Origin of the sequence: Lentzea flava (assembly GCF_014648475.1) — a bacterium.
GTDB lineage: Bacteria > Actinomycetota > Actinomycetes > Mycobacteriales > Pseudonocardiaceae > Lentzea > Lentzea flava.
The window spans coordinates 310,058-326,584 of the sequence record NZ_BMRE01000003.1; the positions used below are offsets into that span (position 1 = coordinate 310,058).

The 16,527-nt window shown below is 70.9% G+C and carries 17 protein-coding genes; 13 read left to right on the top strand and 4 right to left on the bottom strand.

The window, feature by feature from the left end; genetic code table 11:
• The first annotated feature begins 21 nt into the window (after nt 1-21).
• A complete protein-coding gene (locus IEZ09_RS08075; protein WP_189252955.1) occupies nt 22-903 on the top strand; it encodes a cellulose binding domain-containing protein in 882 nt (293 codons plus the stop codon).
• An 18-nt stretch (nt 904-921) separates the two neighbouring features.
• Entirely contained in the window at nt 922-3,690 is a 2,769-nt protein-coding gene (locus IEZ09_RS08080) for an AAA domain-containing protein (protein ID WP_189252956.1), read from the top strand.
• 151 nt (nt 3,691-3,841) lie between these two features.
• Here IEZ09_RS08080 and IEZ09_RS08085 read toward each other — a convergent pair whose 3' ends face one another.
• Together IEZ09_RS08085 and IEZ09_RS47410 are read right to left on the bottom strand one after the other, a co-directional pair.
• Nucleotides 3,842-5,326, bottom strand: a complete 1,485-nt coding sequence (locus IEZ09_RS08085) for an alpha/beta hydrolase (RefSeq protein WP_189252957.1) — start codon at nt 5,324-5,326, stop codon at nt 3,842-3,844.
• 114 nt (nt 5,327-5,440) lie between these two features.
• The gene (locus tag IEZ09_RS47410) at nt 5,441-5,575 is read right to left on the bottom strand and encodes a hypothetical protein (protein WP_268247609.1); all 135 of its coding nucleotides are present in this window, start codon (nt 5,573-5,575) and stop codon (nt 5,441-5,443) included.
• A 268-nt stretch (nt 5,576-5,843) separates the two neighbouring features.
• Between IEZ09_RS47410 and IEZ09_RS08090 the strand changes: the two genes are divergently transcribed.
• From IEZ09_RS08090 to IEZ09_RS08120, 7 genes are all read left to right on the top strand, one after another.
• A complete protein-coding gene (locus IEZ09_RS08090) occupies nt 5,844-6,827 on the top strand; it encodes a ribose-phosphate diphosphokinase (protein WP_189252997.1) in 984 nt (327 codons plus the stop codon).
• Between the two features lie 42 nt (nt 6,828-6,869).
• Nucleotides 6,870-7,622 (top strand): DUF427 domain-containing protein, encoded by a 753-nt coding sequence (locus tag IEZ09_RS08095; protein WP_189252958.1) that lies wholly within the window; start codon nt 6,870-6,872, stop codon nt 7,620-7,622.
• A 62-nt stretch (nt 7,623-7,684) separates the two neighbouring features.
• Complete coding sequence (locus IEZ09_RS08100; RefSeq protein ID WP_189252959.1) at nt 7,685-8,311, top strand: TetR/AcrR family transcriptional regulator; 627 nt, start codon at nt 7,685-7,687, stop codon at nt 8,309-8,311.
• Nucleotides 8,308-9,858, top strand: a complete 1,551-nt coding sequence (locus IEZ09_RS08105; RefSeq protein ID WP_189252960.1) for an MDR family MFS transporter — start codon at nt 8,308-8,310, stop codon at nt 9,856-9,858. The genes IEZ09_RS08100 and IEZ09_RS08105 overlap by 4 nt, the downstream gene beginning before the upstream one ends.
• A gap of 98 nt (nt 9,859-9,956) precedes the next feature.
• A complete protein-coding gene (locus IEZ09_RS08110) occupies nt 9,957-11,171 on the top strand; it encodes a serine hydrolase domain-containing protein (protein WP_189252961.1) in 1,215 nt (404 codons plus the stop codon).
• Entirely contained in the window at nt 11,168-12,031 is an 864-nt protein-coding gene (locus tag IEZ09_RS08115) for a sensor histidine kinase (protein WP_189252962.1), read from the top strand. Before IEZ09_RS08110 ends, IEZ09_RS08115 begins: the two co-directional genes overlap by 4 nt.
• On the top strand, nt 12,028-12,663 hold the full coding sequence (locus IEZ09_RS08120) for a response regulator (RefSeq protein WP_189252963.1): 636 nt from the start codon (nt 12,028-12,030) through the stop codon (nt 12,661-12,663). Before IEZ09_RS08115 ends, IEZ09_RS08120 begins: the two co-directional genes overlap by 4 nt.
• On the opposite strand, the gene IEZ09_RS08125 is transcribed toward IEZ09_RS08120, so the two are convergent.
• Nucleotides 12,660-14,105, bottom strand: a complete 1,446-nt coding sequence (locus IEZ09_RS08125) for an aldehyde dehydrogenase family protein (RefSeq protein WP_189252964.1) — start codon at nt 14,103-14,105, stop codon at nt 12,660-12,662. The two genes, IEZ09_RS08120 and IEZ09_RS08125, sit on opposite strands and share 4 nt — an antisense overlap.
• A gap of 30 nt (nt 14,106-14,135) precedes the next feature.
• On the bottom strand, nt 14,136-14,897 hold the full coding sequence (locus IEZ09_RS08130; RefSeq protein ID WP_189252965.1) for an IclR family transcriptional regulator: 762 nt from the start codon (nt 14,895-14,897) through the stop codon (nt 14,136-14,138).
• A gap of 88 nt (nt 14,898-14,985) precedes the next feature.
• Here IEZ09_RS08130 and IEZ09_RS08135 point away from each other — a divergent pair, with 88 nt between their 5' ends.
• Genes IEZ09_RS08135 through IEZ09_RS08150 form a run of 4 tightly spaced genes read left to right on the top strand, consistent with a single transcriptional unit; the run spans nt 14,986 to nt 16,485 of the window.
• Nucleotides 14,986-15,735 carry an aminoglycoside phosphotransferase family protein gene (locus tag IEZ09_RS08135; protein WP_229812340.1) on the top strand — a complete coding sequence of 250 codons (750 nt, stop codon included), beginning with the start codon at nt 14,986-14,988 and terminating at the stop codon, nt 15,733-15,735.
• Between the two features lie 10 nt (nt 15,736-15,745).
• Complete coding sequence (locus IEZ09_RS08140) at nt 15,746-15,898, top strand: hypothetical protein (protein WP_189252967.1); 153 nt, start codon at nt 15,746-15,748, stop codon at nt 15,896-15,898.
• A 16-nt stretch (nt 15,899-15,914) separates the two neighbouring features.
• Nucleotides 15,915-16,091, top strand: coding sequence for a hypothetical protein (locus tag IEZ09_RS08145; RefSeq protein WP_189252968.1), 177 nt, complete (start codon nt 15,915-15,917; stop codon nt 16,089-16,091).
• Between the two features lie 22 nt (nt 16,092-16,113).
• A complete protein-coding gene (locus tag IEZ09_RS08150; RefSeq protein WP_189252969.1) occupies nt 16,114-16,485 on the top strand; it encodes a hypothetical protein in 372 nt (123 codons plus the stop codon).
• Nucleotides 16,486-16,527 lie beyond the last annotated feature (42 nt).

Genomic DNA, 16,527 nt, shown 5'->3' on the forward strand with positions numbered 1-16,527 from the left:
GTGGCGCGCAGGCAGTTGCTGGTGACGTTGGTACTGCTCACCGGAGCGTGCACGGCTGAGCCGGCCGCGCCGCCACCGTCCACGACCTCCCCGATGAAACCTCCCACGCTCATCAACGAGGTGGTGCCGCCGCAGAACGTCCTCACCGTCGTGCGGGACGTGATCGACGGCCGCACCGTCGAACTGGCCGACGGTTCCCGCGTCCGCGTCTCGCAGCTGGCGCCGCCCGCGCCCTGCTGGGCGGAGGCGTCCCTGATGTTCGCGCGCACGACGCTGCTGGCCAGGTCCGTCCGCTTCACCGGCCTCGCCCCCGGCGAGGTGACCATGGAACTGGAGGACGGCACCGACTACGCGGTGCTCGCCGTGACGCAGGGCGCGATGCGTCCGGAGGGCGTCGACGGCGGGCCGCTGATCAACGCCGAGGCCGAGGCGTCCGCGGCGAAACGGGGACTGTGGGGCCCGCCCTGCAACGGGTCCGCCACGTCCACCGCCGCTCCCGCTCCCGCCCCCACCACGACAACGCCGCAGTCTCCGCCGCCGCCACCACCGGCGCCGACGACCACGACTTCGCCGGCCGCCCGTGCGGCCTGCGCGGTCTCCTACAAGATCACCGGCCAGTGGCAGGGTGGGTTCCAGGCCTACGTGACCGTGCGCAACACCGGAACCGCACCGGTCAACGGCTGGACGTTGCGCTGGAACTTCACGCGGGGCGAGTCGGTCAGGGAGATGTGGAACGCCACCGCGCGGCAGTCCGGTGCGACCGTCAACGCGGTGAACGCCGACTACAACCCGAAGATCGAGCCTGGTGCGTCGGTGGAGATCGGGTACAACGGCGGTGCCTACGGTCCGCACTCGGCGCCGACCGCGTTCACGCTCAACGGGACGCAGTGCTCGGCGGGGTAGGCGAGCTCGAATGGCACCATGAGCGTTGTGAACGTGCCCGCCGTCCTGCGCACCCTGGCCCGGCTCAGCGCCGCGGAGCAACCGCAGAAGGTCCAGCTCGACCTCAGCAAGGCGGCGGGGCTGCTGTGGCTGGGTGATCACGAGCCGGCGTGGCGGGCGATCACGGCGACGCAGAACGGGCAGGAGTGGACGCCGATCACCTGGACCGTGCCGAAGCAGGCCCGCCGGCAGGTGCAGCACCTCGCCGCGTTCGACGCACTGCACCAGGAGGACCGGCTGCTGCGGCTGGGCTGGGCGTTCCTGACCGGTCCCGCGGAGATCGGCGGCCAGCGCCGCCGGGTGTGCCTGCCGCTGGTCTCCCGGCCGATGCGGCTGCACCACGGCCTGGGCTCCACCTACGCGTTCCACGTGGCCGGTGACGTCGCGGTGTTCCCGTTGATCGACGACTGGGCGCGGACCGCGGAACGGGAGGCGATGCTCGCGCCGACCGAGCGGTGGATCACCGAGACGCTGCGGCTGGCGGGGTTCGAGAACGTGCCGATCGTGCGCGCCGACCCCAACTCGCTGATCCACGGCCGTGAGCTGGTCGTCGCGATGGGTTCCGGGCTGCACGCCGGTGAGCCCGTCGTGACCACCGAGCAGGGTTCGGCGCTGTTCTCCTGGTCGACCGCGACCGGACTCGAGGACACCGCGCTGGCCGCGCTCTACGGGTGGGGTGAGCGCGTGGACGGCCGCGACGCCCCGATCGGATCGGTGCTGCCGCTCAGCCACAGCCAGGAGCGGGCGGTCGAGCACGCCCGCCGCGCGCGGATCACCGTGGTCGGCGGGCCGCCGGGCGCCGGCAAGACGCACACCCTCGCCGCGCTGGCGCTGGACGCCGTGGCGGCGGGCAGGTCCGTGCTGCTCGCCAGCCGCACGCGCAACGCGGCGGACGTGCTCGGTGCGGCGCTGCGCCGGGCGGGCGGGCCGGTGCCGGCGTTGTTCGGCGACTCCGAGCTGCGGCAGGAGATGGCGCGCGAGCTGAGCGACGGCCTGTCCGCCAGGAGCTACCCGGAGCATTTGGCGGAGCTCGACCGGGCCCGGCGCACCGCGGCCGCGGCGGTCGGCCGGATCGAGCGCGCGGTCGCGTCCGCCCTCGACGACGAGCGGCTGGCGGCCGAGGCCCGGCTGCACCAGGCGTTGATGCCCGCGCACCGGTCCGTCGCCCCTGACGCGTTCCGGGCCGGCGTCGATTTCGCTGTGTTGCAAGGACTTCTGCGTCCACGTACCGGATTCCTCAGTGGACTGCGGACGAGCTGGGCGGTGCGCAGGGCGCGCAGGCTGACCGGCGCGGGTGAGGTGTCCGTAGAGGATCTCGCCGCCGCGATCGCCGCGGCCGAGCAGACCGCGGCCGCGGTGCGGATCGGTGCGAGCGGCGGGTCGACGTTCCGCGAGCTGCGGCCGTTGCTGATGGCCGAGGACGCGACGAGCCGCGCGGCCACCGCAGCCTGGCTCAAGGAGTTCGCGGTCAGCAGGCGCGGTTCACCGGAGCGCAGAGCCGTGGCGGCGCTCGCGAAGGCGCTGCGCTCCGGCAGGGCGGCGCGGCGCAGGGGCCTCGCCGAGATCGACAGCGCGGACCTGGTGGAGGCGCTGCCGTTGTGGGTGGGCACGTTGTCCGATGTGGAGGACATCCTGCCGCCGGTGCCGGGCATGTTCGACCTGGTGATCATCGACGAGGCGAGTCACGTCGACCAGCCGCTGGCCGCGCCGGCGTTGCTGCGCGGCCGATCCGCGGTGATCGGCGGCGATCCCCGCCAGCTGCGGCACGTGTCGTTCGTGAGCGACCAGGCCGTGCAGGCCGCCGTCGACGCGGAGGGCACCCAGGCCCTGCGCGACCGGCTCGACGTGCCGAAGGTGAGCCTGTTCGACGCGGCGGCCGCGACCGCGGGCGTGCACTGGCTCGACGAACACCACCGCTGCGCCCCGCACCTGATCGGCTTCGCCGCGTCGAAGTTCTACGACGGCAAGATCGCGCTGCTCACCACGCACCCGGCGATCGCGGACGTCGACTGCATCGACACCGAACTCGTCGCGGGCGAACGCACCGCGAAGGGCGTCAACCAGGCCGAGATCGACGCCGCACTCGCCCACGTCCGCAAACGCGTCGCCGCGGGCGTCCGTTCGATCGGCGTGGTGACACCGTTCCGCGCCCAGGCCGACGCGCTGGAGGAGGCCCTGCTGCGCGAGCTGACGCTGGACGAGATCACCACCGGCGGCGTCCGCGTCGGCACGGTGCACGGCGTCCAGGGCAGCGAGTTCGACGAGGTGGTGATCAGCCTCGCGGCCGACGAGAAACCGGCAGGCTGGCGGTTCGTGAACGACCGCAACCTGCTCGCGGTGCTGACCACCCGCGCCCGCCGGCTGGTCCACGTGATCACCTCGGCCGCCTCGCCGCCGGGGTTGATCGGGGAGTACCTGAGACACGCGGACGTGCCGCCGACGGAGACCGCCGGCGTCGCGCCGTCCGACGAGTGGACGGCCGCGCTCGCCCGCGAGCTGACGACGGCCGGCCTGACCGTGCGGACGGGGTACCCGGTGGGGCAGTGGCGGGTGGATCTCGTGGTGGGGGAGAAGGACGACGCGGTGGCGGTGGAGACGCGCCCGCACCCGGAAGGGGCACGGGCGCATCTCGCGCGCTGGCGGGCACTCACGCACGCGGGGTGGCGGGTGCACGACGCGTTCGGGAGCCGGTTCGGGCACGATCCGGCGCGGGCGGCCGTGGAGCTGGCTCAGGAACTGCGCCGCTGACCTGCACTACCGCCGCGCCTGGGGTGCGTTACGTGCTGTGTGGGCATGAGTTGGGGCGTGGGTTCGGCGCCAGGCCGGGGTGAGTCCGGTGTGGGAAGAACCCGCTCGGGCGGGGCTGAAGCGCAAACGCCACACCCCGCCCGAGCCCCTCTCACCGCCGCACCGGCTGGAACAGCGGCTCCGACAACGCCCCCGCCGCGGGCAGGAACGGGTTCGGGTTGGCCGGGCACACGGTGCCGACCGGCGGCAGCGTGCCGTTGAGCAGGTACGCGTTGGTGTGGTCGGTCGCGCACTTGCTGAGCCCGTAGGCCGTGTGGCCCCAGCCGGCGTAGGCCAGCAGGCGGCTGCCGGCGAGCTGGCGGTTCACGGCCTGGGCGCCGCGGAAGTCCGTGACGCCGTCGAAGTGGTTGCCCACCACCAGAACCGGCGCGTTGGTGCGGGTGCGCCACGGGCCGGTGAAGCGGTCGTGGTTCACGGGCCAGTTCGCGCACGCCGCGTTGCCCCACCACCAGGCCGGGCCGAACTCCGAACCCGCTGCGGCGTACCGGGCCGTTGCGCGGTAGGCCTCGAACGCGTGCGGGAGCTCGATGTCCGCGCACACGTTGCCGTTGTAGGCGTCGAAGCCGTTGTCGTAATCCGGTTCCGCCGCAACGGAAAGCGACGTCGACGCGTCGGACAGCTTGTCGAACAGGTCCGCGGCCGCCGGCCAGTCGCGCGGGTTGTACATCGCGCCGATCGCGGCGCCGATCACCGCGTCGTAGGTGTACACCTCGTCGCCCAGCTGGATCGGCTTGGCGCGCACCGAGGTCAGCAGCGCGTTCCAGCGCTTCTCGGAGTTCGGGCCGAAGACGCACTTCGCCTCGTCGCAGGTGCGGAGGAACTCGCGGAACTCCTCCTTCGTCGCGATCCGGTCCGACTCGACCTGGCGGCCGCTCGACCAGAGTTCCGGGTTCAGCACGCCGTCGACCACGAGCGCGCGGATGTTGTTCGGGAACAGGTTCGCGTAGGTCGCGCCGAGGAACGAGCCGTAGGAGAAGCCCAGGTACGAGATCTTGCGGTCACCGACGGCGCGGCGCAGCAGGTCCATGTCCCGCGCGACGTCCGCGGTGCTCATGTGCCGGGCGATCGTCTGGTCGTCGCGGCACTCCGGGCCGAGCGAGCGATACCTGTCGAAGTACGGCCGCTCCTGCGCCTGCTGGTACGGGAAGCCCGGCACTCCGTCGAAGAACTTGGCGAGGTCCTCCTCGCTCGCGAAGCAGTGCAGCGGATCCGACCTGCCGATGCCGCGCGGGTCGAAGCCGACGATGTCGAACCGGCCCTGCAGGTTGGCCGAGAGCCGGTCGCCCGCCCGCAGCGCGAAGTCGACGCCGGAGCCGCCCGGTCCACCTGGGTTGAGGAACAGCGACCCGATCCGGTGTGCCTTGTCCGTCGCGGGTTTGCGCGCCAGCGCGACGGACGTGGTCGCGCCGCGCGGGTTGTCGTAGTCCAGTGGCACCTTCACCGAGGCGCACTCGAAGCCGGGGTGTTCCGGTCCGCAGGCCTCCCAGGCGATCCGCGGCACCCCGGCGTCGGCCAGCGCGACCGGCGCGCCGGTGAGCACGAGCGCGGCGGCCGCGGCGAGCACGGTGAAACGCATCGGCAAGCTCCCCTCTTGTCCGCAGAGGGGCCATTCCTACCTGTTCGTCACCAGACCCGTCGACCGCCGAAAGTCGTGATCGCCCAACTGATACGCGGTTTCGGGAAAACCCGGTCAATCAGGCCGGCGGTGCTTCTGGCGCACTCCCAACCGGTCGGCGATCTGGTCGTGGATGGGGGTGCTCATCACGATCGGGTTCGGTGGTGGTGCCGACGGTGTCGGTCCGGGAGCGTCCTGGTCTTCAGGCATGCGACGAGGGTAGGCATCGTCCTTGACCCATCAAGCACGCTGATCAAGAAATCACACTCGGCGTACCCCAAGAGGTGAATCGGGGTCGTCCGATCCATACGGAGTGTGGGGCTCGGCACCTGCTACAGGGCCACCTGTGGGTGTGCCCGATCGAGGGACGCGGAATTGCCCCGCAACGTGGAATCTCACCCGGCGGACCTGCCGTTTGCGTGATCTCGCCGCAATGCTGAACCATCGGGTCATCGCCGGACGGACGTGGAGCGTGACGATGGTCAGCGGCAAGCCCGGCATCGCCAAGCGGCAGCTCATCCTGCTCAGCGGGCGGGCGCATCCCGAGCTCGCGGAGGCCGTGGCCGGGCACCTCGGCGTCGCGATCACCCCGCAGGCAGCCTACGACTTCGCGAACGGGGAGATCTTCGTCCGGTTCGAGGAGTCGGTGCGCGGCGCCGACGCGTTCGTCATGCAGAGCCACTGCGCGCCCATCAACGACTGGCTGATGGAGCAGCTGCTCATGGTCGACGCCCTCAAGCGCGCGTCGGCCAAGCGGATCACGGCCGTCGTGCCGTCGTACCCCTACGCGCGTCAGGACCGCAAGTACGCCGGACGTGAGCCGGTTTCGGCCCGGCTGGTCGCGGACATGTTCAGAACCGCCGGTGCGGAGCGGATCGTCACCGTCGACCTGCACACCGCGCAGGCGCAGGGTTTCTTCGACGGGCCCGTCGACCACCTGCACGCCATGTGGCTGCTGACCGACCACGTCCGCGCGAAGTACCAGGGCGAGGACCTGGCGATCGTCTCGCCGGACGCCGGTCGCACCAGGCTCGCCGAGAAGTGGGCGGACCTGCTCGGCGGCTGCCCGATCGCGTTCATCCACAAGACGCGGGATCCGTTGCGCCCCAACGAGGTCATGGCCAACCGTGTTGTCGGTGACGTCGAGGGACGCACGTGCGTCGTGGTCGACGACATGATCGACACGGCGATGACGAGCACGGGCGCGGCCAGGCAGCTGCTGGAGCAGGGCGCGAAGGACGTCGTCCTCGTGGCCACGCACGGTGTGCTGTCCGGCGACGCCCACGAACGGCTCGTCGCCAGCAAGGCGCGCGAGGTGATCCTCACGGACACCCTGCCGATCCCGCACGAGAAGCGGTTCCCCGGCCTGACCGTGCTGAGCATCGCCCCGCTGCTGGCCCGCGCGATCCAGGAGGTCTTCGAGGACGGCTCGGTGACGAGCCTGTTCGACGGGAACGCGTGAACTTCAGGAAGCCTGTCCGCCCGTCCCGTGTTGGTATGGGACATGGGCAACGAACAGCGAGGACGGGTGCGGGTCGAGCACTCGGCGAAGCGGGTCCGTGCGTACTTCGGTGGCGATCTGGTCGTGGACTCGGCCTCGCCGCGCCTGGTCTGGGAGATCCCGTACTACCCGGCCTACTACCTGCCGCTGTCCTCCGTGCGCGTCGAGCTGAAGCCGACGGGGGAGACCAAGCACTCGCCGAGCAGGGGTGACGGCGTCGTCCACGACGTCGTGACCAGCGGAGGAACGGCAGAGGGCGCGGCGTTGACGTACCCGGACTCGCCGATCGAGGAGCTGCGGGACCTCGTCCGGTTCGAGTTCGCGGCGATGGACGAGTGGCTCGAGGAGGACGAGCCGATCTACGTCCACCCGCGCGACCCGTACACCCGCGTCGACGTACTGGGCAGCTCGCGGCACGTCCGGGTGGCGCTGGACGGGGTGACGCTGGCGGCGTCGTCGCAGCCGCGGATCCTGTTCGAGACCGGGCTCCCGCCGCGCTACTACCTGCCGCTGAGCGACGTCCGGTTCGACCTGCTCAGGCCGTCGGACACGCAGACGCACTGCCCGTACAAGGGGACGGCGTCGTACTGGTCGGTGGAGGTCGGCGGGAAGGTCCACGAGGACCTGGTGTGGATCTACCGGACGCCGCTGCCGGAGAGCCAGAAGGTCGCGGGGCTCGCGTGCTTCTACAGCGAGCGCGTTGATCTCTTCATCGACGGCGAGTTGCAACCCAAGCCGAAAACGCCCTGGTCGTAGGAGGCGTACTTCACAGTCTGCAAAGTTGCAGTCACTGCAAAACCATCCTGTACTCTTGCCCCGTGAGCCAACCGGGGGAGAGCCTTCGCGACCGCAAGAAGCGCCGCACGCGTGCGGCGCTGGAGCGGGCGACCGTGCGTCTCGCCGCCGAGCGGGGCTACGACCACGTCACCGTCGAGGAGATCGCCGCCGAGGCCGACGTCTCGGTGCGCACGTTCTTCAACTACTTCGCGAGCAAGGACGAGGCGCTGATCGGCGCGGATCCGGAGGCGGGCCCGCGCATGGCCGCACGCGTCCTGGCCGCACCGGCCGGCGTCACGCCGTTCCAGGCGTACCGCGACTCCGTGCTCGCGGAGATCACCGACGAGCTGAACAACGCGCGTGACCTGTGGCTGCTGCGCAAGGACGTCCTGATGCAGCGGCCGGACCTGCTGGTCCGCGCGTTCGCCACCAGCGCGGAGCACGAGCAGCTGCTCGCGAGCGCGGTGGCGCAGCGGGCGGGGCTGCCCGAGTCCCACCTGTACCCGCGCCTGCTGGTCGCGGCCGGCAGTGCCGCGTTCCGTTGTGCGGTAACGCGCTGGGCGCTCGACGACAGCGTCGCGTTGGGTGACGTGGTCGGTGACGCGCTCGACCTGTTCGGCACCGGGCTGGCTCACGTGCCGCAACACCACGAAGGGGGAACCTCATGAGCACAGGAACCGAAGCTCCGCCACCGATCCACAGCAGACGCGACGTCATCCAGGCCATGTCCGGCCTGATGCTGGGGATGTTCGTCTCGATCCTGGCCGGCACCGTCGTGTCGAACGCGCTGCCGCGCATCGTCGCCGAGCTCAAGGGCTCCCAGTCGATCTTCGCGTGGATCGTCACCGCCGAGCTGCTCGCGATGACCGCGACCGTGCCGCTGTGGGGCAAGCTCGCCGACCTGTACAGCCGCAAGCTGCTCATCCAGGCGTCGCTGGGCCTGTACGTCGCGGGCTCGCTGATCGCGGGCTTCTCGCAGAACATCGAGATGCTGATCGTCAGCCGCGTGGTGCAGGGCCTGGGCGCCGGTGGTGTCACGGCACTCGCGACCATCGTGATGGCCGCGATGATCCCGCCGCGCGAGCTCGGGCGGTACTCCGGCCTGTTCGGTGCCGTGTTCGGCGTCGGCACCGTCGCCGGTCCGCTGATCGGTGGCCTGCTGGTCGACACGTCGTGGCTGGGCTGGCGCTGGTGCTTCTTCATCGGCGTGCCGTTCGCCCTCGCCGCGATCTGGCTGCTGCAGCGCACCCTGCACCTGCCGGTCGTGCGCAAGGAGGACACGAAGATCGACTACCTGGGCGCGTTCCTGATCGTGTCCGGTGTATCGACGCTGCTGATCTGGTCGTCGAGCGCCGGTCAGAAGTTCGACTGGTGGTCGGGCTGGACCGCGGGCCTGGTGACGCTGGGCGTCCTGCTGCTGGTCGCGGCCGTCCGCGTCGAGGCCACCGCGCACGACCCGATCGTGCCGCTGTCGATCTTCCGCAACCGCACGGTGTCGCTGACGACCGTCGCGAGCGCCCTCGTCGGTGTCGCGATGTTCGGCGGCACGGTGTTCCTCTCGCAGTACTTCCAGCTGTCGCTCGGCAAGACGCCGACCCAGGCCGGTCTGCTGGGTCTGCCGCTGATCCTCGGCCTGCTGATCTCGTCGACCGTCGCGGGGCAGCTGATCACGAAGTACGGCAGGTGGAAGGCGTTCCTGGTCGCCGGTGGCGTGGTCATGGTCGCCGGCATGCTGCTGCTGTCCACGATCACCGCGCAGACCACCGTGTTCATGGTGTCCGTGCACATGTTCGTGCTCGGTGTCGGCGTGGGTCTGATGATGCAGAACCTGGTGCTGGCGGCGCAGAACGACGTGCCGGCTCGCGACCTCGGCGCCACCACTTCGACGCTGACGTTCTTCCGCTCGCTGGGCGGTGCGATCGGTGTGTCGGCGCTGGGTGCGGTGCTGGCGAACAAGGTCTCGTCGCTCGCGGCCGAGAAGTTCGGCCCCATGGGCGGCACGGGTGGCAACGAGGTGCCGGACATCTCGGTGCTGCCGCCCGAGATCAAGGCGGTGATCGCGGACATCTACGCGACCGCCACCGCGGAGATCTTCCTGGTGGGCGCGCCGTTCGCGGTGCTGGCGCTGCTCGCGGTGCTGTTCATCAAGGAGAAGCCGCTCAAGGAGCAGAGCGGTGACGACCGACTGGCGGCGGAGATGGCCGCGGGTCACTGATCGCAGGTTGACCCGGAGCGGACCCCTGACTTTCGTCGGGGGTCCGCCCTGTCTTCCGGGTCGGGTTTTCCCGGTCGGCGCTTCCTACGTTCTCGTTCATGAACATCATCGTGGGGGCGGCGCTGGCGCTGTTCGTTTCCTCCTTCACCGCGGAGGCCTCGTATCCGGGGGTCGCGGTGGCGATCACCAAGGGCGACCAGGTGGTCGCGGTCCAGGGCTACGGGCACGACTCGGCGGGCGCGCCGATCACCGAGAACTCGAAGATGGCGATCGCCTCGGTCAGCAAGTCGTTCACGGCGCTCGCGGTGCGGCAGCTCGCCGACGCCGGGAAGATCGACCTGGACGGTCCCGTGTTCGGGTCCCGGATCACGCCGCGGCACCTGCTGAGCCACACGTCGGGCATCAGCGACCGCACGTTGCCGGAGAAGAGCCTGCCGCAGCCGAACACCCCGGAGGAGGCGGTGGAGCGGGCACGGGACGTCCTGCGCACCGCCGAGCCCGGCGGCGAACCCCGGTACACCAACACGAACTACCACCTGGCCGCGCGGCTGGTGGAGCTGGCGTCCGGCGAGAAGTTCAACGACTACCTGCGGTCGCACATCTTCGAGCCGCTGGGCATGCGGGACACGGTCGCGATCGACGTGACACCGCGCGATCTCCCTGCGGACTACCGGCGCGGCCACGGGTACGCCTACGGGTTCTCCGTGCCCCTGAACGAGCCGGATCGGTTCGTCGCGGGTTCCGACGGTGTGATCACGACCGCCGCGGACATGGCGAAGTGGCTGGCGGCACAGCAGAAGCTGGCACCTCGGGACGGCATGGGCTGGGAGACCGACTCGCAGGGACGGTTGCGGCACAGCGGGATCTGGTTCACCAGCACGGCCGGGCAGCTGCTGACGCAGTCCGGGTACGGCATCGCGGTGATGGCCAACAGCGGGATCGGGCTCGGCAACGAGGGCACGTACGCGCTGGAGAACGGCATCGCCGACGTTCTGGAGGGCAGGACACCCGCCGAGCCCTCGTCGCCCCGGCTGATCATCGACCTCGTGCTCGCGGGGCTGACGCTGCTGTCGCTGGCGCTCGGGATCCGGGCGTTGCGGCGGCCGCGGAGGCTGCCCAAGGCGTGGCAGGTGCTCAGGTTCGTGCCGCTGGGCGTGCTGGTGGCGTTGCCCGCGCTGGCCGGGCTGATCTACAGCGGTGGGCGCGACATCACGTTCTATCAACTGGCCGTCTACTCGCTGCCGCTTGTGGTGTGGTTGGGGGTGTCCAGCGTGATGAACATCAGTGTGGCGGTGGTGAGGTGGCGGCGATGAGGATCGTGGCGCTCGCGGCGTGTGTGGCCGCTGCTGTCACGGTGTCGTTCTTCATGCGCGAGAACGTGCCACCGTGGACGGTCGTGGTGTGCGTCGTGCTGTTCGTGGCGGCTTTCCTGCTCGGCCGCCGGATGGGACCCGGCTGGCCGGTGATCCTGTTCGCCGCCGGGGGACTGCTGGACCTCGTGACGTTCGTCGTGGTGGGACTGGCGGTGGCGCTGCCGTGGGTGCTCGGCAGGGTCGCGCACCAGCAGGCCGCGTTGGCTGCGGCCGAGGTCGAGGCCGCTCACCTGCGGGAACGCACGAGGATAGCGCACGAGGTCCACGACACGCTGGGGCACGAGCTCAGCCTGCTGGCCCTGCAGGCGGGTGCGTTGGAGATGACCCTGCCCGCCGAGCACCAGGCGGCCGCTGCCCAGCTCCGGGTGACGGCCGCCGGTGCCACGGAACGGCTGGCGGACCTGGTGTTCCTGCTGCGCGACGGTGATCCGCCGTCCGTGGTGGGGTTGCAGGACCTCGTGGACCGCGCCGTGGCAGCCGGGTTGCGGGTCGAGTTCACAGTGGACGGTCCGGCTCCGTCCTCTGTGGAGCGAACGGTGCACCGGGTGGTTCAGGAGGCGTTGACGAACGCCGCCAAGCACGCGCCGAAGTCCGTGGTGGTCCTGAAGGTGACGACGGCGGACGCCACCACCGTGGTGGAGGCGAGCAACGAGACGGGGTTGCGGCGCGGGACGGGCAGCCGGCTGGGTTTGATCGCGTTGCGGGAACGGCTGCGGCTCGCGGGAGGTACGCTGCGGATCAGCCGCGATGACGGCAAGTTCGAGCTGGTCGCGGTGGTGCCGCACACGGGGGAGTCGTGATTCGGGTTCTGCTCGCCGACGACGAGGCGATGGTGCGCGCGGGTGTGCGCGCCATTCTCGGTTCGGACGACGGCATCGAGGTGGTGGCGGAGGCACCGGACGGTCGCGAGGCGATCGACCTGGCGCTGAAGCACCGCCCCGACGTCGTGCTGATGGACATCCGGATGCCCCGGCTCGACGGCCTGGAGGCTCTCGGTGAGCTGGTGCGCCTCGGGTTCGGCGTGGCGATGCTGACGACGTTCAACGACGACGGCTACCTCGAACGGGCCCTGGACGGCGGCGCGCGCGGATTCCTGCTGAAGTCGGGCGATCCGCGTGAGCTGATCGCGGGCGTGCACGCGCTGGCGTCCGGAGGTGCCTACCTCGCACCGAAAGTGGCGGCGCGGATGATCACGCGGTTCCGCGGCGGACGGGTCGGCGAGGCCCGTTCCCGCGTGGAGTCGCTGACCGCGCGGGAACGGGACGTGCTGGCGTTGCTCGGCGAAGGCCTGTCGAACGCGCAGATCGCGCGGCGGCTGGACCTCGTCGAGGGCACCGTGAAGGGGCACGTGAGCGCCATCCTGACCCGGCTCGGGGCCCAGAACCGGGTGCAGGCGGCGATCGTGGCGCACGAGGCCGGGCTCACCCCCTAGATGGGGAAGTGGCCGTGCTCGTGGGAGACGGTGACCCAGCGGGTCGAGGAGAAGGCCTCGATGCCCCACCGGCCGCCGAACCTGCCGTAGCCGCTGGCCTTCACGCCACCGAACGGCGCCTGCGGCTCGTCGTCCACGGTCTGGTTGCCGACGTGCACGATGCCGGTGCGGATCCGGCGTGCCAGGGCGAAGCCGCGCCGCGAGTCCTCGGTGAGGATGCCTGCGGTCAGGCCGTGCTCGGTGCTGTTGGCGATGGCGACGGCCTCGTCGTCGTCCGCGACGGTGGTCACCACCACGGCGGGGCCGAAGATCTCCTCGTTGAAGATGCGCATCGCCGGGGTCACGCCGTCCAGCACGGTCGCGCTCCCGTCGCCGCCCGCCCGGACGCGGGCACCCTCGCTGACCGCCTCGGCGACCAGCGCGGCCACGCGTTCGGCGGCGCGCGGCGTGATCACCGGACCGATCACGGTGCCGGGGTCGGTGGGATCGCCGTGGGGCAGCGAGGCGACCTTGGCGGCGAACTTGGCCGTGAACTCCTCCGCCACCGACTGGTGCACCAGGATCCGGTCGGCCGACATGCAGATCTGACCGGCGTTGAAGAACGAGCTGAACGTCGCGGCCTCGACCGCGTGGTCGAGGTCCGCGTCGTCGAGCACCAGCAACGAGTTCTTGCCGCCGAGCTCCAGCACGGCGGGCTTGAGGTGTTGCGCCGCAATGGTTCCGACGATCCGGCCGACCTCGGTCGACCCGGTGAAGTTCACCGCCCGCACCCGCGGGTCGGTGATCAACGCCTCCGCAACTGCGGCGGCGTCGGCCGGCGCGTTCGTCACGACGTTGAGCACACCCGCCGGGAGCCCGGCCTCGTGCAGCACGTCGGCGATGAACAGCCCGGCCGCGATTGGTGCTTCCTCGCTGGGCTTGAGCACCACGGTGTTGCCGGCGGCGAGCGGCGCCGCGACGGCCCGCGTGCTCAGGATGATCGGCGCGTTCCACGGCGCGAACGCCGCCACCACGCCGAGCGGCTCCCGCACCGCGAGCGACAGCTGCCCCGGCGTCTCGGTCGTCAGCACCTCACCGACGGGCTGGGTGACCGCCGCGGCGGCCTCCCGCAGGATGTTGGCGGCCAGCATGACGTTGAACCCGGCCCAGCCGGCGACGCCACCGACCTCCTGGCCCATCAGGGCGATGGCCTCCGGCGTGCGGCTCTCCAGGTCGTCCGCGGCCCGCAGCAGAATCCGCCGCCGCACCGACGGCGACGTGGCGGACCACTCCGCGAACGCTTCCTGCGCCGCGTCGACGGCACGCTCGACGTCCGCGGACCCGCCCGCGGCGACGACGGCGTACACCTCACCCGTGTACGGGTTGAGGTCATCAGTGGTGCGGCCGTCCAGCGCGGGAACGCTTTCGCCGCCTATGAAGAGCTCACGCTTTTCGCTTGCCACAGTGGGGGATTCAAGCGGTAGACCGTGTGATCAACCAAGACCGGCTTCCGGTGGGTGGAAACCGGGCTCCAACGTCCGCCCGATGCCCCGCGCGGCCACCTGCAGGGCCGCCACCAGCCGCGCCCGCACGTTGCGCAGGTCGGGCACCACGATGCCGAGCGCCGCCACGACCTGCCCGTCCACCTCCACCGGCACCGCCACGCTGCACGCGCCGAGCGTCATCTCCTCGAACGTCTGCGCGTACCCGTCCCGCCTGATCCGGTGCAGCTGCGCCCGCATCCGGCCGGGCTCGGTCACCGTGTAGGCCGTGAGCCGCGTCAGGTGGTGTTGCAGGACCTCCTCCTGAACGTCCGCCGGGGCGTGCGCGAGCAACACCTTGCCGACGCCGGTGGAGTGCAGCGGCAACCTGCTGCCCGTCGAGCTGACGATCGGCACCGACGCGTGGCCCGACACCCGGTCCAGGTACAGGACCTCGGTTCCCTCGCGCACGGCCAGGTGCACCACCGCGCGGGTGGCGGCGTGCAGGTCGTGCAGGAACGGTTCGGCCACCCGGCTGAGGTCGACCTCGCCCGCCGCCAGCAGTCCCAGGCGCCAGATCCTGCGGCCGATGACGTACTCGCCGGACTCCAGCCTGCGCACCGCACCCCAGGCGACCAGCTCGGCCAGGAGCCGGTGGGCGGTGCTGATCGGGAGGCCGCTGCGGCGTGCGATGCCGCTCAGCGTCTGCCGGCGGTGGCTGGTGTCGAACGTGCCGAGCAGCGAGAGCAGCTTGGAGGAGACGGTGGCGGCCATCCGCGAATTCTGCACCGGAGTCCGCTGGTGTGCGTGCGCAGGCGAAACTCGCTTCGGACGCGCGGGAACTGCTGGTAACACTGGGCGCGTGACGTACCTGGGTGAGGGCTGGGACAGCAGGGCCGAGCTCGTCGACGGGCGGTGGGTCGACCGGCGGCCGCGCCGTGCGGGGATCGGGCCGCAGCTGCTGCGCGAGTCCGTGGTGATGCCGTGGCTCGCGCCGCGGCTGCCGTTGCCCGTCCCGGTGCCGGTCGTGGTCTCGAACGAACCCCTGGTCGTGCGGCACGAGCTGGTGCCGGGCGAGGAACTGACGTCGCTCAACGCGACCCAGGGCCGCCAGCTGGGCGAGTTCCTGCTCGCCCTGCACGCGACACCGGTGGCGGAGGCGGAACAACGCGGTGTCGGCCGGGTGACGTTGCCGGTCGAGCGGTTCCGCGCCGAGGTGGACGTTCCTGGTGGCGAGGAGTTCCTCGCCAAGCTCGCCGGGTTGCCGGCGGACACGCTCGTGCACGGCGACCTCGGGCCGGAACACGTGCTGGGCCGCGACGGCGTGCTGACCGGCGTGATCGACTTCGGCGACCTGCACATCGGCGACGCGGCGGTCGACCTGGCCTGGGCGCTGCACGCCACGCCGCCCGAGTTCGCGGACGCGCTCGCCGAGACCTACGGCGTCACCGCGGACCTGCGGGCGCGGGCGTTGATCTGGTACCAGCTCGGACCGTGGGACGAAGTGCTGTACGGCAACGACATCGGCGACCCGGCGGTGGCGGCCGAGGGGCTCGCGGGTGTGCGTGACCGGCTGCGGATCGGGGTATTCCCAGGCGGAGAGCTACCGTGAGGAGGAGCAGATGCCCTGGGTTCGACGGCACCGTCGCAGCACCCCGTACAGCTGGTTCCGCACCACCACGGTCCGCAGCCACTACCGCAGGCCGCCCGGTGGGGTGCTGATCCCCGTTCTCGTCGCGATCGCGGTGATCGTGCTGCTCATCGCCCTGTTCTGAGGGTAGGGTCGAGGGCATGGGGCAGTTGGGTGAGTTGTTCCCGGGACGCAAACTCCGCAGCGAGGCGACGGACTCCGGCACCGGTGAGGACTACGAGGAGACCGGCCCGCTCGACCTCACGACGGGAGCCGTGCGGCTGAGGCCGCGCCCGAAGCCCCCTGCCCCGCAACCCGATTCCGGCAGCACCGAGTGATCATCGGTACTACGCTTGGCCGGTGCTCGCCGGCCTGCTGTTCCTCATTCCCGCCGCGTTCTTCGTCTACGGGATGGTGCGCGACCGCCGCAGGCTGAGCAACGCGGTCTGGCTCGGCATCACGCTGGTGATGCTGCTGCTCCTGCTCGCGGAGGCCGGCCGGGACAACCCGGTGATCAGCCTGCCGCTGCTGCTCGCGTTCGTGCTCGCCGTGGTGGGCCTCGCGCTGCTGCCGCTCGCCTTGCTCGCGAACGGCCTGGTCATGGTCCGCCGTGAGGGCCGCTCGCTGGGCAACCTGCTGTCGTTGCTGGCGGGCCTCGCCCTGATCGGCGAGATGATCTACTTCGCGTGGGGCATCAGCCAGTCCGACGACTGGATCTTCAGTCTCAGCTGAGTTGACACAGTTCGTGTCGCGGAGCAAGTGACACACCCTGGT